15 protein-coding genes are annotated in these 19,250 nt (G+C 63.8%); 13 read left to right on the forward strand and 2 right to left on the reverse strand.

Going from position 1 to position 19,250, the window contains the following annotated elements; genetic code table 11:
• The first annotated feature begins 4 nt into the window (after positions 1-4).
• From Rhe02_RS15935 to Rhe02_RS15970, 8 genes are all read left to right on the forward strand, one after another.
• Positions 5-847 (forward strand): SDR family NAD(P)-dependent oxidoreductase, encoded by an 843-nt coding sequence (locus Rhe02_RS15935; protein ID WP_203909014.1) that lies wholly within the window; start codon positions 5-7, stop codon positions 845-847.
• 25 nt (positions 848-872) lie between these two features.
• Positions 873-1,952: an acyl-CoA synthetase family protein gene (locus Rhe02_RS15940; RefSeq protein ID WP_203909015.1), complete on the forward strand. Its 1,080-nt coding sequence runs from the start codon at positions 873-875 to the stop codon at positions 1,950-1,952.
• Positions 1,952-3,340, forward strand: a complete 1,389-nt coding sequence (locus tag Rhe02_RS15945; protein WP_203909016.1) for an aldehyde dehydrogenase family protein — start codon at positions 1,952-1,954, stop codon at positions 3,338-3,340. The genes Rhe02_RS15940 and Rhe02_RS15945 overlap by 1 nt, the downstream gene beginning before the upstream one ends.
• Before the next feature lie 83 nt (positions 3,341-3,423).
• Positions 3,424-4,152 (forward strand): acyl-CoA synthetase family protein, encoded by a 729-nt coding sequence (locus tag Rhe02_RS15950; RefSeq protein ID WP_203909017.1) that lies wholly within the window; start codon positions 3,424-3,426, stop codon positions 4,150-4,152.
• A 37-nt stretch (positions 4,153-4,189) separates the two neighbouring features.
• Positions 4,190-5,743: a MocR-like pyridoxine biosynthesis transcription factor PdxR gene (gene pdxR, locus Rhe02_RS15955; protein WP_203909018.1), complete on the forward strand. Its 1,554-nt coding sequence runs from the start codon at positions 4,190-4,192 to the stop codon at positions 5,741-5,743.
• A 182-nt stretch (positions 5,744-5,925) separates the two neighbouring features.
• The gene (locus Rhe02_RS15960; RefSeq protein ID WP_203909019.1) at positions 5,926-7,149 is read left to right on the forward strand and encodes a 3-deoxy-7-phosphoheptulonate synthase; all 1,224 of its coding nucleotides are present in this window, start codon (positions 5,926-5,928) and stop codon (positions 7,147-7,149) included.
• 2 nt (positions 7,150-7,151) lie between these two features.
• Positions 7,152-9,290: an aminodeoxychorismate synthase component I gene (pabB, locus tag Rhe02_RS15965; RefSeq protein WP_203909020.1), complete on the forward strand. Its 2,139-nt coding sequence runs from the start codon at positions 7,152-7,154 to the stop codon at positions 9,288-9,290.
• The gene (locus Rhe02_RS15970; protein WP_203909021.1) at positions 9,274-11,094 is read left to right on the forward strand and encodes an FAD/NAD(P)-binding protein; all 1,821 of its coding nucleotides are present in this window, start codon (positions 9,274-9,276) and stop codon (positions 11,092-11,094) included. Before pabB ends, Rhe02_RS15970 begins: the two co-directional genes overlap by 17 nt.
• Before the next feature lie 73 nt (positions 11,095-11,167).
• On the opposite strand, the gene Rhe02_RS15975 is transcribed toward Rhe02_RS15970, so the two are convergent.
• Both Rhe02_RS15975 and Rhe02_RS15980 read right to left on the reverse strand, forming a co-directional pair.
• On the reverse strand, positions 11,168-13,012 hold the full coding sequence (locus Rhe02_RS15975) for a class I adenylate-forming enzyme family protein (RefSeq protein WP_203909022.1): 1,845 nt from the start codon (positions 13,010-13,012) through the stop codon (positions 11,168-11,170).
• Between the two features lie 17 nt (positions 13,013-13,029).
• Entirely contained in the window at positions 13,030-13,821 is a 792-nt protein-coding gene (locus Rhe02_RS15980; RefSeq protein WP_203909023.1) for an aminotransferase class IV, read from the reverse strand.
• Positions 13,822-13,992: 171 nt separating this feature from the next.
• Between Rhe02_RS15980 and Rhe02_RS15985 the strand changes: the two genes are divergently transcribed.
• From Rhe02_RS15985 to Rhe02_RS16005, 5 genes are read left to right on the forward strand one after another with little or no spacing between them, the layout of a single operon-like run.
• Complete coding sequence (locus Rhe02_RS15985) at positions 13,993-15,159, forward strand: sulfotransferase family protein (protein ID WP_203909024.1); 1,167 nt, start codon at positions 13,993-13,995, stop codon at positions 15,157-15,159.
• A gap of 10 nt (positions 15,160-15,169) precedes the next feature.
• Positions 15,170-16,405, forward strand: coding sequence for an ABC transporter substrate-binding protein (locus Rhe02_RS15990; protein ID WP_203909025.1), 1,236 nt, complete (start codon positions 15,170-15,172; stop codon positions 16,403-16,405).
• Positions 16,402-17,301: a sulfate adenylyltransferase subunit CysD gene (gene cysD, locus Rhe02_RS15995; RefSeq protein ID WP_203909026.1), complete on the forward strand. Its 900-nt coding sequence runs from the start codon at positions 16,402-16,404 to the stop codon at positions 17,299-17,301. The genes Rhe02_RS15990 and cysD overlap by 4 nt, the downstream gene beginning before the upstream one ends.
• Positions 17,301-18,623 carry a sulfate adenylyltransferase subunit 1 gene (locus Rhe02_RS16000; protein WP_203909027.1) on the forward strand — a complete coding sequence of 441 codons (1,323 nt, stop codon included), beginning with the start codon at positions 17,301-17,303 and terminating at the stop codon, positions 18,621-18,623. Before cysD ends, Rhe02_RS16000 begins: the two co-directional genes overlap by 1 nt.
• Positions 18,620-19,249 (forward strand): mycothiol-dependent nitroreductase Rv2466c family protein, encoded by a 630-nt coding sequence (locus tag Rhe02_RS16005; RefSeq protein WP_203909028.1) that lies wholly within the window; start codon positions 18,620-18,622, stop codon positions 19,247-19,249. The genes Rhe02_RS16000 and Rhe02_RS16005 overlap by 4 nt, the downstream gene beginning before the upstream one ends.
• Position 19,250: the final 1 nt, after the last annotated feature.

The raw sequence follows: 19,250 nt of genomic DNA on the forward strand, positions 1-19,250 counted from the left end.
TTCGATGTCGGTTTGGTTTGTGACAGGAACATCACGGGGATTCGGACTGGAGATCACGCGCCAGCTTCTGGCCCGCGGCGAGACCGTCGTGGCGACAGCACGAGATACCAGTCAGCTCAAAGCTCAGCTGAACATTGACAGCGAGCGCCTGCTGCTGGCCGAATTGGACGTCACCCGTCCTGAGCAGGCACAGCGAGCCGTAGAGACCGCCTTGGCCACGTTCGGGCGCATCGATGTTCTGGTCAACAACGCCGGACGCGGCTTGCTCGGCGCCGTCGAGGAAGCCAACGACACGGAGATCCGGGGCATCTACGAGACCAACGTCTTCGGGCTTCTGACGGTGACTCGCGCCGTCCTGCCGGTGATGCGCAAGCAGGGCTCCGGCCGCATCGTCAACCTCAGCTCCGTGCTGGGCTTCAGCGCCAAGATGGGCTGGGGGATATACGCGTCGACAAAGTTTGCCGTGGAGGGACTGAGTGAAGCACTCCAGCTCGAACTGGAGCCGCTGGGCATCTCTGTAATGATCGTCGAACCCGGTCTTTTCCGTACGGACTTCCTCGACCCGACGTCACTGCACTGGGCGCAGAAGACCATCGACGACTACGGCCAGACCGCCGGACGTATCCGCCAGTGGGCAGTGGGCCACAACCACGAGCAGAAAGGCGACCCGGTCAAGGCCGCCACCGCGATCATCGACGCGGCCATTCTTGATCAGCCGCCTACGCGGCTGGCCCTTGGCGTCGACTGCGTGGAGCGCATCGACGGCAAGCTCGCCGACACCAAGGCGGAGATGGATCTGTGGCGGACCGTTGGCATGTCGATGTCATACGACAGCCTACCGGTGTAGCCGGTCCGGCCCTTAGGAGACTGCGGTGGACACGAACCAAGCCCCAGTGGCGCTCGACAGCCACAGTAACTTCGACGATCGAGTCTCGGAGCTGGTGCGGTGGCACTTCGATCCGCGCACCGGCTCGCCCTTCTGGCTGCAGCGAGCTGCATCCTTGCCCTTTGATCCCCTGACGGAGATCCGCACCACCAGCGACCTGCTGATGTTTCCTGATGTCAGCGACGATCTGCGGACGGTACCGGTGCAGGACCTGATTCCCCAAGGTGTACAACACAACGACTTCTGCGTCTATGAGTCTGGTGGCACCAGCGGCCCGCCCAAACGGATAGTCAATGGAGCCTTCCGGATCCGCATGCTCAGCTGGGCAATGTTGAGGCTTATGGAGCAAGGTGTCGCCATCCCGGCGCACTGGCTCCACCTAGGCCCCAGCGGCCCGCACGTGTTCGGGTATGACTGCGCCAGCTACGCCCGGCTGGGCAACGGGACTTTCTACACGGTCGACTTCGACCCGCGCTGGGTCAAGAAGCTCATCGCCGCGGGACAGTCCGACGTAGTCGAACGCTACATCACCCACCTGCTCGACCAGTTGCTTGAGATCCTGACCAGCCAACCGATCCGGGTCATGAGCACCACACCGCCACTGATCGAAGCGATCTGCGCCCGACCGGAACTGCATGCGCTGGTGCAAAAGAAGGTTGCCACCATTGTCTGGGCCGGAACGTCCTTCAGCCCGGAAAGCCTGCGCCAAGTCAAGGAGTATTATTTCCCAGACACCAACATCATCGGTATCTATGGCAATACGCTGATGGGTGTTGCGCCGCAACGACCGGCGCAGCCCGAGGACCCGAGCCCTTGTGTGTTCGAACCGTTTCCCGAAGCGATCCGAGTGGAACTGATCAACGAGGATGGCTCCACTGTCGGGTACGGGGAGCGGGGCAGGGTACGCGTGCACCTGGTGACCGAAGAGATGTTCCTGCCCAATGTTGTCGAGCGCGACACAGCCGTGCGTGTGGCACCCACACATGCCGGGGCCGTCGACGGCCTGGCAGAGGTGCGCACTTTCAAAACGCTCGGAGAGGTCCAGCTAGTAGAGGGTGTCTACTGATGTCCACATCGACAGTAGATCCGATAATCTGTGGCCGGGTAACCAGAAGCCTCGACCGGACCGAGCTGTTTGCGGTCAACGGCCAGCGGCTGGCCGATATCGGCGTTGTGCCGCAGCTGCTGGCGCAGACGGCCCTTCATGAGCTGCGCGCGGCCGCGGACGGCATCCCGCCGGACCCGGCAATTCTCGTGCGGGCCGCAGAGCTTTTCTGTTCCGGCGAGCCCGGCGGCGAGACGGTGGCCGAGTACCAGCACAACACCGCTCGGGCAACTGGCCTTGCCATCGCTACTGTGCGCCGCGCTGCGCGCGACATCATGGCCGAGGTTAAGTCTTTGCCCGACGCCACCGTTGCTGACCTGCCACCGTCGGCACTGGCTTCCGGCGTGCGGATACATTGGGTGGCCGCCGGCCGAGTCTTCGCCGCGGTGATGGCCAGTAACCATCCTGCGCCCAACGCATCCTGGATTCAGGCGCTCTACCACGGATACAGCGTGGTGGTGCGCCCTGGCGGCCGGGATCCGTTCACCGCTCGACGCCTCGTTTTCTCCCTGCTCGAGGCGGGCCTGCCGCCTCACCGCATAGCGTTTCTGCCTTGCGACCACCGGGTTGGCGAATACCTTCTAAGCCAAGCCGATCGCGGGATCGTATACGGTGGCGACGACGCCGTGCGCCGCTGGCAGCACTCCAGGCAGGTGACCACACGCGGTCCCGGGCGCACGAAAGCCTTGTTGGACAGGAAGTGCACGGCCGATATCGTCGATCATCTTACCCTGTCGGCGGCCTTTGACGGCGGCACCCGCTGCAACAACCTCTCGACGATCCTGACCAGCCAGTCACCAGGTGAGGTAGCCGACGCGCTCGCCGCCCAGCTGGCCGAGGTACCGGTCGCCGCGCCTAGCGACACCATAGCGATCCTTCCCGCGATCGACGCCGGCCGGGTCGATGGCTTCCTGCGGCAGCTCGATGGCTTGCGCACGGGCTTGACCGACCACTCGGCCGCGCTGAACGCTGGCGATGCTTTCGTCAAGCTCGACGACGGTTCATTCTTGGCCCGCCCACTGGTGATGTCCACCACTGACCCGCATCACCCGGCGGTCGGTCTCGAGCTGCCTTTTCCTTTCGTCGTGGTGGCGCCATGGGAAAGCTCCAGCGGTGCGGCACCGCTGCGCAATTCGCTTGTGGCCAACCTGCTCACCAAACAGGAAACCGTTGTCGAGCAGGCCTTGCGCGAGCCGACCATCCGCAAGGTAACGCTCGGCAAGGTGCTGCCGTGGAGTGCGCGGCCGGGCGTGCCGCACGAAGGCAACTTCACTCAATTCCTATTGGAACCCAAAGGCGTCGTGACGATCGCGATGCTACGGCCCGGTGATCTGCGATGCGTTGGCTAGAGGATGTGATCTTCGATGGGTGGTGGTCCACTCAAGAAGCGATACAGCTTCCTGGCGCTCCTTCGATCACCTACGGTGACCTCATGCGCCGCGCCGCCAGCCTGGCGACCCGGTTGCAGGAGACTGTCAAAATGGGCGGGCCGCCGCGGGTCGCCTTGTTCACCGCGGGCGGTGCTGAACACCTCGTGGCCGATCTGGCAGGGCTGATGGCAGGGATGGTAGTGGTCTCGGTGCCCATATCCGAGCGCCACATCTGGCCCGATGACCTTCTCGACGACACCGGCGTCATCGTCGCCGACGCGCCCGGTCGGCGGGCGTTGCGCCGCTTCGAGCGCAGCACCGACCGGCAGGGGCTCTACGAGGTCGTTCCCGTTGATTTCCAAGTACCGAGCTCAGCGCTGGCTCCGCCGGCGCCCTGCGGCGAGCAGGACGACGTCTGCAAGGTGACCTTCGTCGACGACCGCCAGCCGCACCGGATGGTGGCCCTGACCGGCTTCGCGCTGGACAGCATCGTCGGGGCTCTGCGCCGCACCAGCGCCCCGCGCCGCTACCTCGCCGGCACCCATCCAGATCGTCTCGTACAACAGGTCTGGGTCTATCGCACTTTGGCAGTGCAGGGAACAGTCGTGTTCCCGGCTGCACCGCAACTCAAACATCTGGGATTATCGATGCAAGTGCCCGGTGTCCGGGAGTTCATCCACAACGGCCCAGCGCAGCTGGTAGCCGACATATTCAGTCACCTCGTAGAGGGTCACACCGCGATTGCTGCCTTGGCAACGGACCTCGCAATGCAGGCCGGCGCTGTGGTGTGAATGATAAGCCTTCGGCCGGAGGCTTGGGGGGTACCAGATGCCAAGGGAATCAACAGCGCTTCCTGGTGTCGGCCTGGTGCTGGATCGCGACAGCGCCGCACCCATGCACCAACAATTATATGAACAACTTCGATGGAGCATCGAGGTCGGCCAGCTGCAGGCCTCGACGCGGCTTCCCGCGACTCGCACGCTGGCGCGAGAGCTGGGTGTCTCGCGCAACACCGTGCTGGTCGCCTACGACCGCCTCCAGGCGGAGGGCTACCTCGACGGGCAGGTGGGTTCAGGTACGAGAGTCGCCGACCGCTCCTCGTTCATAAGCCCGCACAACGAAACCTACTCCCCAGAGCCGGTGATCCCGGAGGCCAGACAGCCCTCACGGCCACCGCGTATCAGCCAGGTGGCACAGCGGCTGATGAGGGCCTCGCAGCTGTTCAGCGCGGTGCATGAACGGCTGCGCTACCCGGAACGGCCGTTCACCCTGGGCATTCCGGCATTGGACCTATTCCCCGGGAAGATCTGGGCCGAAATTATCGGCCGCCGCTGCTACCGGTTGACCAGCGCACAGTACAGCCATCGGGATCCGGCCGGCTATTGGCCGCTGCGCCGCGAGATCGCCGCCTCGGTGGGTTTGATGCGCGGCGTGCGCTGCACCGCCGACCAGGTCATCATCGAGCCCAGCGCCCAGGTCGCTGTTCACTTGATCACCACCGTCCTGTGTGACCCGGGCGAGCAGGCGCTGGTGGAAAGCCCCGGCCATCTCGCGACCCGAGCGGCCATCACCGCCACGGGAGTGCAGGCCTGCGGTGTCGACGTCGACGGGGAGGGCCTGCGCATCAAGATGGGGGCCACCCGCTACCCCAATGCGCGCCTGGTCTCGGTCACGCCCAACAACCAGTTTCCTTTGGCCATCAGGATGTCCGACTCGCGACGTAACGAGCTTTTTGAATGGACTCAGGCCAACGACGGCTGGATCATCGAGGACGACTACGACGGCGAGTTCTGGTCTGACAAGCCGTCTTTACCCCTGCACAACACCGATCCGACGGGCCGGGTCATCTACGTCGGCACTTTCAGCAAAGTCATGTTCCCCGGAATTTGTCTGGCCTACATGGTGGCGCCGCCGGATCTGGTTGACGCGTTGACCGCCGCCCATCGTGTCACCGTCAATTCGCTCAACCTTCTCAACCAGGCCGCCCTGGTAGATTTCATCAACGATAACCACTTCGCCCGCCATGTGCGACGGATGCGTGAGGCCTACACCGAGCGCCGCCTGGCCTGCAGCGAAGCACTACGCCAACATCTTGGCGACGCGATCAGCTTTGACGAACCCACAGCGGGCATGCACATGGTGGTGCGGCTCAACCATGACATCGATGAGGCGAAGGTCGCCCATCTGAGCCGCCAGGCACATCTGAGGGTCTATCCGTTGTCGACCTTCCACCTTGGCGACTCGGCCCATGGACGAGGTTTGGTACTTGGCTACGGCGCAACCGAACCCAAGCAGCTCGCTGCCGGAGCCGAGCAGCTGGCCGCCATCGTTGAACGCCTCAGCCGGCCCGGGTCGCGCCAGCGTCATCGGTCGACACCCTAAGCGCCACTTGGACTACTGGCCCGGCTCAGCCGTTGCCAGCAGGGCCATTTGGTTTCATTGGCACTCGGGCGCGCAACCACATGGATCTGGGGCCTCCACCCACGGCGTCGATACGTTTCGAGCACGGCCGGAACAGAATCCTGGACCGTATTCGAGTATCTGTATTCGTCGAGGAGGACGCCATGCCGTCCCTTGGGCTTCTATCACGAAACTCCGCCACCTGGCTCGGCCCGGCGGATTGGCTTCACCGTCGAGCCGCCCAGCAACCGCAGTGGCCGGACCCGGCCGAACTGCTGGCAGTCACGGAGTATCTAAGCGAACTACCGGCACTGACCACGCCGCAAGAGATCACCCATTTACACTCGCAGCTCGTCAAGGTTCAAGCGGGGGAAGCATTTCTTTTACAGGGCGGCGACTGTGCCGAGCTTTTGGGCACTGACGCGGTCCAAGGCGCATCGGGCAAGCAGCGCCTGCTCGCGGAGATGGCTGACCGAATCCGCACCGGGCTAGGGCTAGACGTGGTGACCGTCGGGCGACTGGCGGGCCAGTTCGCCAAGCCACGGTCGGAGCCAACGGAAGTGGTCGATGGCGTGACACTGCCCGTCTTCCGCGGGTTGATGGTCAACGGCCCGGAGCCGGTCGCGTCAGAACGCCAGCCCGACCCCTACCGCCTGCTGTCCTGCTACTACACAGCCAAGCACGTGTTGCAGGAGCTGCGCGGCCGTCTGTGGACCAGCCACGAGGCACTGATCCTGGAGTACGAAAGAGCATTTCGCCGGTTGGACGCAGCGTCCGGTGAGCACTATTTGCTCTCCACCCACCTTCCGTGGATCGGCGAACGCACCCGGCAGATCGGTGGCGCGCATGTCGCCTTCCTCGCCGCGGTGGCCAACCCGTTGCAGGTCAAGGTTGGCCCCAATGCCACACCAGACGACATCGTCGAGCTGTGCGAAATCCTTGACCCCCAGCGCATACCGGGCAGGCTGACACTGATCAGCAGGATGGGCGCCGCAGCGGTGTCCGAGCGGCTGCCGACCATCGTCGCAGCAATACACGATCGAGGCCACTCCGTCATCTGGATCTGCGATCCCATGCACGGCAACACTGTCAAGACAGCGAACGGCCGCAAGACTCGTTACTTGAGCACAGTTCACGATGAGCTGGCCGCCTTCTTCACCGTCATGGCAACCCAGCGGCAGCATGCCGGTGGAGTGCACCTGGAGATGACTTGCGGCGAGGTGACCGAGTGCGTTGGCGGGATCGGCGTCTCGACCGAAGCAGACCTGGAGCAGAACTTTGAATCGCTGTGCGACCCGCGCCTCAACGAGGAGCAGGCGTTGTCGACCGCGGACCTCATCGCGAAGTCCGCCGACCGCCCCGTTCCGATCCAGACTAGGGGAAACTGACAATGACCCGCACTCTTCTCGTCGACAACTACGATTCCTATACCTACAACCTGTTCCAGCTCATCGCCGGGGTGAACGGGATAGACCCCGTCGTGGTCCACAACGACGACCCGCGAACAGCCACGCTGGATGTGCGCGATTTCGACAACGTCGTCATCTCGCCCGGTCCGGGTAGTCCCGACCGCGAGCGCGACTTCGGGGTCTCCGCGCGCATCATCGCTGAGGCACAAGTACCCATACTCGGGGTTTGTCTTGGGCACCAAGGCATCGGGTATGGATTCGGCGCCGATGTCGTCCGCGCGCCGGCTCCGCGCCACGGGCACCTCACCGCCGTGCGCCACGAGGGCACCGGTGTGTTCAGCGGCTTACCGCAGAATTTCACCGCTGTCCGCTACCACTCTTTGTGCGTGGAGGATCTGCCTGACGACCTGATCCCCACGGCATGGGCTGAGGACGGTGTCCTCATGGGACTGCGCCACACCGGCCTTCCCCTATGGGGAGTGCAGTTCCACCCCGAGTCAATCGCCACTGAGTATGGCCGGGCCATGATGGCCAACTTCCAGCGCATCACCAAACGGTTCCATCGGCGCAGCTCCACTCCACGACTGCGGCGCAACGCCGCGACAGCGGCGGCATCGTCCGCACTGTCCACTCCGGAAGGTGCTGTCGAGAAGCAAGGCAACTTCCGGCTTCGGGTCTACTCCCTGGGATACGCCGTGGACGGACAAGCAGCCTTCGAGCAGAACTTCTCCTCATCGCCCTACGCCTTCTGGCTAGACAGTGCACGTGTCGAGCCAGTACTTTCGCGCTTCTCGTTCCTGGGAGACGCGTCCGGGCCGTTGTCCGAAGTGGTGCGATACCGCATTGAGGACGCTGAGGTGGAGGTGACTGCCAGCGGCCAGCCGCCTCGGCGGGTTGCAGGCGACATTTTCGGGTACCTGCAACAAGCCCTGAAACACCGGCGAGTGTTCACCGACGCCCTGCCTTTCGACTTCAACTGCGGCTATGTCGGCTACTTCGGTTACGAGCTCAAGGCGGATCTAGGCTCGGTCAACCGACACCGCTCCCCCACCGCTGACTCATGCTGGATCTTCGCCGATCGGCTGATCGTCATCGACCACGAGCAGCAGACCACCTACCTGGTGTGCCTCACCGACGGCAGCGCCGCGATCGAGCGAGAATCGCAAGTTTGGCTGTCCGACATTGCCGCCGGGCTGCTGGCCCTGCCCCGCCACGAAGCCGGCGAACCGCCCCGGCCACCCGCGACCGACTCATCCATATTGGAGCGATATCTGGTTCGCCCAGGCGACCGCTACGTGCGCGATGTCCTCGCATGCCAGGAGCAGCTCGTGGCCGGGGAGAGCTACGAGATCTGCCTGACCGACAACCTGCTGCTGCCCCGACCCGACGACGGCTTCAGTTTCTACGCGGCCATGCGCCGCTACAACCCGGCGCCCTATGCGGCCTACCTTCGCCTGGGTGAAGTCGAAGTCGCGTGCTCGTCGCCGGAACGCTTCCTGCGCCTGGGCCGCGACCGCGTAGTGGAAACCAAGCCGATCAAAGGCACTGCCCCCCGAGGCGCCACCGCCGAAGACGACCAGCGGTTGCTTCGCGAGCTTGCCAACAGCCCCAAGACGCGCGCCGAGAACCTGATGATCGTCGACCTGCTCCGCAACGACTTGGGCAGGGTATGCGAGATCGGCAGTGTCGTGGTTCCCAAGCTGATGGCCACCGAAACCTACGCCAGTGTCCACCAGCTCGTCTCCACTATCCAGGGCCGGCTGCGGCCCGACCTGGACATTATCGATTGCATACGTGCCTGCTTCCCGGGCGGCTCCATGACTGGAGCACCGAAGCTGCGCACCCTGGAAATCATCGACACCTTGGAGACGGAGGCCCGCGGCATCTACTCAGGCGCGATCGGCTTCCTCGCTGTCAACGGCACCGCCGACCTGAACATCGTCATCAGGACGGCCGTGATGACCGGCGAATGGATGCGTGTCGGCGCCGGCGGCGCGATCGTTCTGGACTCCGACCCACTCGATGAGTACCAAGAAATGCTTTTGAAAGCCGCCGCCCCGCTGCGGGCCATGCTGGCCGGAGCCCTTGAGGGAGGGGATGCGGGTGACCACTCCCGATGAGCTCGCCGTCTGCATCATCGGCATGGGACCACGGGGTCTGGCATTGCTGGAACGGCTCGTGACCAACACCGATATGCCGCTGCGAATTCACGTCGTTGACCCGTTCGCCCCTGGCGGACGGGTCTGGCGGACTGACCAGTCCGCGCAGCTGCTGACCGACACGATGGCCGCACAGATCACCATCTTCCCGCAAGCGGCGGCCGGCAAAGACGCGCTGCCGCGTCTCAACCTCTACGAATGGGCACGTCATTGTGTCCTGTTTAGACAGGCCGGTGAGCTCGATCCGCAGATCGAGGAGGAGATCCGGGGAATCGAGCCCACCACCTACTGCTCCCGCCGCCTGGTCGGCCACTACCTTGCCTGGGCCTTCCGCCGCATCGTCGCCGACGCGCCGCAGACGGTCCGCGTCACCCATCACTTGTTGACCGCAGTGGCGCTGTGGGACGAGCCGGACGGGCGCCAATCCGTCCTGCTCGAAACCGGCGACCGGCTCAGCGGGCTGGACGCCGTCGCCCTGGCCGTCGGGCGGTACCGGGTGACCCCTGGCAAAACCGAACAAGAGCTGGCTTCCTTCGCCATCGAGAACGAGCTGACTTACATCCTGCCTGCTGACCCGGCCGATGTGGACCTGACCATGGTCCGCCCGGGCGAGCCGACTCTGCTGCGGGGGCTGGGTCTTGGCTTTTTCGACTACTTGGCGCTGCTGACCGCCGGCCGCGGCGGCCGCTTCGTCCAAAAGGACTACGGCCTGCACTACGAGCCGTCCGGCTTGGAACCGCAGCTGTTCGCCGGTAGCCCACGAGGCGTCCCCCACCGTGCCCGCGACGTGCATCATGCGAACAACAGTCACGCCGGGCTGCCCGCCGAAGCGCTGGAGCTCCACGACGGCTTATGGCCCTTTATTGCCAAGCAGGTGGAATGCGCCTACTACACTGCCCAGCTGCGCCTGACCCGGGGCGATCACAAAGTGCATCGGTTCCGCGGCGAGTTCCTTTCCCTGCCCTGGGGGGACAGGCGCGCCGAAGCAGTCTTGCGGATGTTCGGTCTTACCCAGCACCGGCGATGGAATTGGCACACGATCACCCGGCCGTGCGAAGGCCTTACCTTCGACGACCGCGATGAGTTCCGCGACTGGCTCCTGAACTACCTGCAGACCGATGTGGGCTCCATAGCCGAAATCGAGGAGGACGGCCCGGTCAAGGCCGCTGCCGACGCGCTGCGCGAACTGCGCCGTGAGGTCAGAAGGGTAGTCGACCACTCCGGGCTGACGGGCCGCTGGCACGAGCATGTGCTGGACCAATGGCACTCGCCGATGAACGCCTTCCTTTCCATCGGCCCGCCGGCTTTCCGGGTGGAGCAGATGGTGGCGCTCATAAACGCCGGGGTGCTCGAGTTGGTCGGGCCAAGCCTTACCGTCGGCACTCGCGCCGATGTGCCAGCCTTCGTGGTCGAGTCACCACAGGTGAAGGGTTCACGCCGCCTGGTCACCGCGCTCATCGAGGCGCGCCCGTACGCGGCGGACCCCAATCGCGTCGCCGATCCGCTGCTGCGCTGGCTTGTCAACAATGGCTCATCGGTCGATCTACCACCGTCCACTCCGGATGGCGTTTCCGAAGCGTCGGGCACTCTTCACATGCGCGACGTCACAGGCGACGCACACCCGCGCCGGTTCGTCCTTGGCGTGCCTTCAAAGGCGGCGCAATGGAACCCCCGCCCAGGGGTCGCATCTGTACTTTTGGGCGAGTCCGACGCAATCTCACAGGCGATGCTGAGTCTCACGCCTGCCCCACATTTTGGTGGCTAGGTCGTTTATCGAGCAATGAAATGTCCGGCGAGTGGGGGACTCGCCGGACATTTCTTTGGGGGGTGAGCAATGACTATGCCGGGACGCTCTTGTTCTTTCCCCGCAGTCCGTTGACTGACTCAGGCAGTTGGTTCGTGGCCTGACGGATGATGAACTGTTCGGAGCGCGTCCGCGCGATTTCGGCGCCTTGGAGATCGTCGGAGAGCAGCAGATTGGTAAAGGCGGAGCGAACCTCCCGCTTGAGCACCTTTCCGGTGACTCCCAACGGGATCTGCAGATTGTCGCTGGCGACAACCAATGCGGCGATCTCGTGCCGGCCGGCCTTACGCAAGGCCTTGTTGATAGAGGTGAGTAGTTCGTCGGCGGTAATAGTCACAGAGTCGATCGTCCGAAGCACAGCGATCGGCTCGAACTCCGTCGGGTCAACCGGATCGACAGCTCCGACTACCGCACAGTCGATGACGAATCGGCAGGCTTTGAAGATCACCTCCTCCAGCGTGAGGCTGTATACCGGCCCACGTCGGGTACTGATGACGTCGGTGACCCGGTCATAGTGGTAGAAGCGGCCCTTGGCATCCTTGTAGCCGACATCGCCAGTAAGCCAGTATCCCTTGTGGATGGACTTCTGGGTCAGCTCCTGGTCTCCCCAGTATCCAAGCGTCACCGTTGGTGTGCGCACTGCCAGATAGCCCACCTCGCCTATGCCCAGCTCCGCCCCGTCGTCGTCGAAGACGGCAGCGTGCTGCACGATCGGCTCCGGGTAGCCGACACAACGGTTGTAGGTGTTGGTATTGGGGCCGTGAATGTTCAGGAACAGCGCCATACCCATCTCGGAGGCACCCAGCCCGTCAAGGTAACGCGACCCGGGACGCCAGCTTCCGCCCACGCGATGTCTGCCCAGACGCACAAGCTCACGCACATGCGCCTCGTGCGAGGCGTCGGCCGTGCTGATCCAAGTCGTCACATGTGAGGCGACCGACGGCTCGGCGCCCAGCGCCACGATCTCGGCGTATGTGATCGGGAAGGCTGTGACGACCGTTGGTTTCCACCAGCGCATCGCTTCGGCCACCACGACACCCGCCTGGGACTCCATTACCAGTGTCGGCAGGCCTAACAGTGTGGCCAGCATCATGTAGCTGTAGCCCGACGAGTGTGAGGCTGGAAACGCCAGCAGCATCTTGTCCTCGGGGCCGGAGGGGATGGTGAACAGCCGAGGCCGCTTGCCGGCGAAGAACTGGCGGTGGCCAAAGGTCGCCGCCTTGGGCATGCCGGTCGTGCCGGACGAGTGCGAGATCAGGATCGGGTCGCGGTCGCCGTGGCGGTAGGGATAGACCGCCGGGAGCGGTCCTGCAGGAGGTGCGGCGTGCATCTCCTCCTGCGAGGCGACGAACTTGAACGGCTTGGCTGGGTTGCAGCCGGCAATCAGCGGACCCAGCTTCTCGGCGTCCACCACAACGCCCAGAGCATCTTGCCGCTCAAGGTATTTGGCTGCGGTGTCCGGGTTCATGTTTGGGTTGATCACGGTCGGTATCGCGCCGAGGCTGTTGAGCGCTTGGAAGTGAACGAAGCTGGCCATGCCGTCGCGGGTGAAGATGCCGACCCGGTCGGCGTGGCGCACCCCGATGTTGTGATACCAGCGGGCGTAACGTTCGGTCTGATCACGCAGGTTATTGAGGGTGTAGACCACAACATCGTCCTCGCCGCCACCGGGTGGCAGGTGATAGAACAACGGCTTGTCGTGATCCTGCCCGCGCTCCAGGGTGTGCCAGAAGTAGTCTCCGGCACCAAGTTGCTTGTCGGCCAGCAGCTCGAGACGCGCTCGCAGTCCTCGGTGCGACTCGGTGAAGTGCATACGGGGCACCGCGGCGACGTACCGCTGAACTGTCCTGAGCCGTCCCTTCAATTCTTTGAATCTCATCGATAGTTCCCTTCGGTTCATTGCCGAGGCAGTGGGCGCAAGACCGAGGTCAGGTGGGCACGAAAGGCATTGAGTCGGCGAATGTGCATCTCCGGGGTTGGGCGCCCGTCCCATGCGGACACCAAGCGGATGCCGTGCAGCGCGCTGGTGATCCAGACTTCCCGAGCGGCCAGATGTTCCGGTGGTGCGCATTGGTAACGCACGCGCACGTCGAGATCGGCACAATGGTCCAGGATGAGCCGCCGGGTGATCCCAGGAAGGATCGCACCGTCGTCGGCTGCGGTGCACAGGTCTGCCCCGTCCCACCACAACACGTTGCTGAACACACCTTCGCGAACCCGGCCCTGCTCATCAAGCAGGATGGCCTCGTCGGCCCTGTGCTCTTTCGCCGCCTGCCGCAGCGCCTCCTGGACCTTGAAGTCCGGACCCTTGCGTGACGGTTGCCGTCGCGGATCAGGCCCGGAATATACCCAGACCCGCGCTGAGCGCATCAGATCCGGAGCGGGCCGAAGCCGCACCGCGACCCGTGGCCGCGGATCGAGGTGCAGCTCCAGGCGTGGAAACCATAGCCCGCTGCGGGGCAGGATCGCCTCCGTCGCGGCGCGGAATGCGGCGACATCGTTGATGCCGTACTCCACGATCGAACCGGCAAAGCGGGCCCAGTGCAGTTCGTAACCTCGCACCCGGCCTTGCCAGACAAGCCATGAGTCGACGACGACCGGGTGTTCGCCCGTCGCCGCGGTGAACCGTCCTGACGGTTCATCCCATTGCCACAGCTGCACACTGGCTGCCAATGCAGTTGACGCCATGGTGTGAACGTAGGTCGGCCCGTGACGTGCTCTAAAGGGCCATGTCGTAACTGGCTCCGGAGCCAATGGAGTTTGGCCCTGCCTAATAGCGGCATGTGGTTCTTTTGACGGTACCAATTCAGCGGTTAGCTGCTTTGTATACTCCATCCCCTCTCGGAAGGACGACGGTCCATGACTCCAACCATGCTGTCGCCGGTCTCCTACTCGTATCGTGTCGACGAATTTGTCGATTCGGCCCGAGAGCGCGCTGGGGCACCAGACTTTGAGTTTAAACATTTGGATGCCCTAGAGCGCCTGCTGACCTCCCTCAACGAAACCGGCGCGCTCAACGCAGCGGGCGTGCAGTCCGTGAAAGGCGCGCTGGTGGCGGCGCTGGCCACACAGGCCACCGCCGAACAGGTGCGCGAGCAGTTCCCTGAGATCGCCCAAGTCGCCATCACCAAGCCGGTTTTCATCACGGGCATGACCCGCACCGGCACCTCCTTGATGCACAACCTTTTGGGCCAGCACCCCAAGCTGCGGGCGCCGGAGCTGTGGGAGCTGATGGCGCCGGCCACCACGCGACGCGACCCGGAGACCAAGTTGCAGCTGGTCCACGCCGCCGAAGCCTTCACCACCAACTACTACCAATGTGCTCCCAAGTTGCTGGCGGTCCACTACTGGCACGCGCTGCGCCCTGACGAGGACCACCGCCTGACCGCGCCCACCTTCAAATCCATGGCGTTCGAGCTGCGTTACAACGTCCCGGGATACGGTGAATGGCTCAAGACGCAGGACCAGTACGACGCCTACGGCTATCACCGGTACCTGATGCAACACATCCTGTGGCGCGTGCCGACGGAGACGTTGGTGCTCAAGGACCCCTTCCACCTTTGGCGCCCGGATGCGCTCGTAAGCACCTATCCCGACGCGCGGCTCATCTACATGCACCGCCGGCCCGGGGTGACCATTCCTTCCACCTGCAGCCTCACCGAGATCATCAGGTTGAGCCGCTCAGACGAGGTCAACCGGCAGGCCCTGGGCGAGCTATGGGTGACCCGCTTCGCCGAGATGCTCGAGTTGATGGACGACGCGGGCAAGACATATCTCGCGGACACACCGGTCTTCAACGTCAACTATGACCAGCTGTTGGCAACGCCAGTCGATGTCCTCGGGGAGATCTGCGATTTCCTCGGCCTGCCCATGGATGGGGCTGCCGAATACGCCTTCCGCAGCTACCTCGACCATAACAAGCAGACGCGGTTCGGCAAGCACGAGTACACCGCCGAGGACTACGGCCTCAACGAAGAGGATCTCGACAACCGCTTCGCCGCTTACCGCGACGAATACGGAATCTAGGAGCTGCGTGATGGACACACCACTGGCGCGTGCACAAGCCGACGCGGCTGCCACCAACGCGAAGGTCGCCGGTGCACCTACCATCAAAATCGGCATCGTCACCCCGCTAAGCGGGCCGGGCGACCCCACCGCCGGTGAGCTCACCGTGCGCGGCGCCACCATCGCCGCCGACTATATTCGCGAACACGGTGGGATTCACCAAGGCATCCAGGTCGAGCTGCTCGTCCGCAACGATCAGGAGACGGTCGAACTCGACGGGGGGACGATGCCTCGCTCCGCCGTAGGCGCCTTCGCCAAGTTGGCCATGGTCGACGAGGTCCTCGCGGCGATGGGGCCGTGGCATCTGCGCTACGCCGACTACGTAGCCGACACCGCAGAGCGTATCGGCGTTCCTCTCTTCGTCGAGAACGCCCATCCGACGATCACCGCGAAACAGCGTCAATACGTTTTTCGCACCTTCACCTCGATGGCCGAGCGAGTGCCGCAACTGGTCAGCTTCATCGCCAGCCAGAACATGCGCCGCATCTCGATCCTTGCGGCCAACACGGTCTTCGGATACACCTGCGCCGACATGCTGGAAGCACAGCTCAAGGCTTTGCCCGGTGAGCCCAGGGAGATACAGCGGTTCGACTTCGACCAGGAGACCGTGCAGGATCTGCGGCCGGAGCTATTCAAAATCAAGGATTTCGCGCCCGATCTGTTCATCAACGTGGGCGTGATCCGCACCAATTACCTGATCATCAACCAGGCCGAAGAGGTTGGGCTGCTTCCTGGCACGCCGATGATGGCTCCATTCCAATGGCCACTTCGCTCCAGCGACTACTGGCGACTGGCCGGCGACGCAGGCAACTACATGGTGTGGCCGGCAAGCCAGTTCAGCCCTACCTGGAGCGGCCTGCAACCAGTCGGGCGCTGGTTTGTCGCGCGCTACTACGAAAAGTACGGCATGATGCCGCCGGACACGGCGATGAACGCCTTTACCGACGTCACCATTATCGCCCAGGCGCTCGAGCTCGTGCCCACCATCAGCCGGGCGAGCCTGCTCTACGCCCTGGAAGTAGGGACCTTCGACACATGGCGCGGCAAGATCAGCTTTGAGCGCGGCCAAGCGCATTGGCATCACAGCCCACCACCAGTGGTCCTGCAGCAGTACCAGGCGGTCGGCCAGGACATCACCAACGTGCCTATCGTCTACCCGCTTCGTTTCCAGACGCACCAGTATCTGCGCCCAGGGGGTGCCGTATGAGCCGGATCCTGTCCTACATGGACATCCTGGAGGCGGAGTCGGTTCATATCATGCGCGAGGTGGCCGGCGAGTTCGAGCGTCCTGTCCTGCTGTTCTCCGGCGGCAAGGACTCCGCCGTGATGCTTCATCTGGCCCGCAAAGCCTTCGCGCCGGCGACGGTGCCGTTCCCGGTGATGCACGTCGATACCGGGCACAACTTCGCTGAGGTGCTGGAGTTTCGGGACAGGGTGGTCGCCGAGCTGGGCCTTCGGCTCTATGTCGCCGACGTGCAGAGCTACATAGATGACGGGCGCCTGGCTGAACGGCCCGATGGTACCCGAAATCCGCTGCAGACACAGCCTTTGCTCGACGCCATCGCTGAACACCGCTTCGACGCGGTATTCGGCGGGGGGCGCCGCGATGAGGAGAAGGCCCGGGCCAAGGAGCGCATCTACTCGATGCGCGATGAATTCGGCCAGTGGGACCCGCGCAACCAGCGTCCCGAGCTTTGGAACCTCTACAACGGGCGCCATGCCCCTGGTGGGCATGTGCGGGTCTTTCCGCTGTCCAACTGGACCGAGTTGGACGTATGGAACTACATCAAGCGCGAAAACGTGGCACTGCCATCCATCTATTTTTCACATAAGCGGGAAGTCTTCAAGCGCAACGGAATGTGGCTTGCGCCCGGCGATTGGGGGCAACCACAACGTGACGAGGCCGTCGAGATGCGAACCGTTCGGTACCGCACGGTCGGCGACATGTCATGCACTGGCGCAGTCGAATCCGAAGCCGCGACGCTGGCCGAAGTCATCGCCGAGATAGCCGCCTCGCGCATCACTGAGCGTGGCTCGAGCCGCGCCGATGACAAGCTGTCCGAGGCTGCGATGGAGGACCGTAAACGGGAGGGCTACTTCTGATGAACGAGACCACTTCCCACACCAGGCTGCTGCGATTGGCCACGGCGGGAAGCGTCGACGATGGCAAGTCCACTCTCGTCGGACGCCTGCTCTATGACTCCAAGTCGGTGTTGGCAGATCAGCTGGAGGCCATCGAGTTCGCCAGCCGGGCACGCGGCTCGCAGAACGCGGACCTCGCCTTGCTCACCGACGGCCTTCGGGCCGAACGGGAGCAAGGCATAACGATCGACGTGGCCTACCGCTACTTCGCCACCCCTCGGCGGCGCTTTATCCTGGCCGACACGCCTGGCCATGTTCAGTACACGCGCAACATGGTTACCGGTGCTTCCACGGCGCAGCTGGCTATCGTCCTGGTCGACGCCCGCAAAGGGATCGTTGAGCAGACACGCCGGCACATCGCCGTGGCCGCCCTGCTGCGGGTGCCCCACGTGGTGCTTGCGGTCAACAAGATGGATCTCGTCGAATTCAGCCTGCAACGGTTCCATGAGATCGTTGAAGAATTCACCGTTGTGGCTGACTCGTTGGGCGTGACCTCGCACACGGCCATTCCCCTTTCGGCCCTCAACGGCGACAACGTCGTGACGGCCTCCGAGAACATGCCGTGGTATCACGGACCGACTCTGCTGTCGCACCTGGAGGAGGTAGAGGTGGGTGATGATCTGTCCACCCAGCCGGGCCGTTTCCCGGTTCAGTCCAGTTTCTCGCCTTCCGCAAGGCCCGACTGGGCCGCAAGCCGATGCTTCGGCTTCGGCCTGCCCGGCACCTACGTCGCTGGGCAGGTGGCCGCCGGCACTTTTTCCGTCGGCCAGACTGTCACCGTGATGCCGCACGGCACCCGGACGGTCATCGAGGCCATCGACCAGCTCGGCGGCGACGCCACCGACGCCGTCGCAGGACAGTCGGTGACGATCCATTTGTTCGACACCGCAGCAGCCGAACGCGGCGACCTCATCGCAGCCGTCAACGACACACCGCACGTCGGCGAGGAGATCGTGGCCACAGTCTGCCATCTGAGCGAACGCCCCCTACGCCCCGGCCAAGCGGTGCTGATGAAGTACGCCAGCAAGACGCTAGAGGCCCGGGTGGAGCAGCTGATCGACCAGCTGGATCTGGCTACCACGCATCGTGAGGGGCAGCCGCAACAGCTCGTCGTCAACGATATCGCCACAGTGCGGTTGCGCACTGCCCAACCGGTAGCGGTAGACAGCTACCGTAAAAACCGGATCACAGGATCGTTCATCCTGATCGATCCCGGCGACGGGCAGACTCTCACTGCCGGGATGGTGGAAAGCGTTTCAACGGTACAGAAGGAGCCCTCATGACCGACGAATACGTCAATGTCAAGATGTTCTTCGATCCCGTGTGCCCGTGGGCATGGCTGACTTCCCGGTGGCTGCTGGAGGTGGAGCAGAAGCGCCCGATTCTGATCAGTTTCCATGTCATGAGCCTTTCGGTGCTCAACGAGGGCCGCACCGACGTGGACCCGTTCTACCAGGACAATCTGCCCAAGTGGTGGGGGCCGGTGCGGGTGGCCATCGCGGCGGAAAAGGAGGCGGGCAATGCTGCGCTGCGGCCTCTCTACACCGCGATGGGAACGCGCCGGCACTTGCGCGGTGAGCCCTATGGGCCTGCGCTTTACCACGCGGCGTTAGCTGAGGCGGGCCTGCCGACGAGCCTTGCCAGCGCGGCCGACGACACCAGATTCGACGAAGCGGTAAGGCAAAGCCACCACGAAGGCATGGCACCGGTCGGCCTTGAAGTCGGGACCCCGGTCATACATGTCGATGACAACGATGGTCATCGTGCGGCGTTCTTCGGCCCGGTCGTCAGCCCCGCACCCAAGGGTGCCCAGGCAGCACGACTATGGGATGGGGTACTCGTCGCCGCATGTACACCAGGATTCTTTGAACTAAAGCGAAGCCGCAACGTGAACCCGATATTCACCTAGG

This window comes from Rhizocola hellebori (genome assembly GCF_016862955.1).
GTDB lineage: Bacteria > Actinomycetota > Actinomycetes > Mycobacteriales > Micromonosporaceae > Rhizocola > Rhizocola hellebori.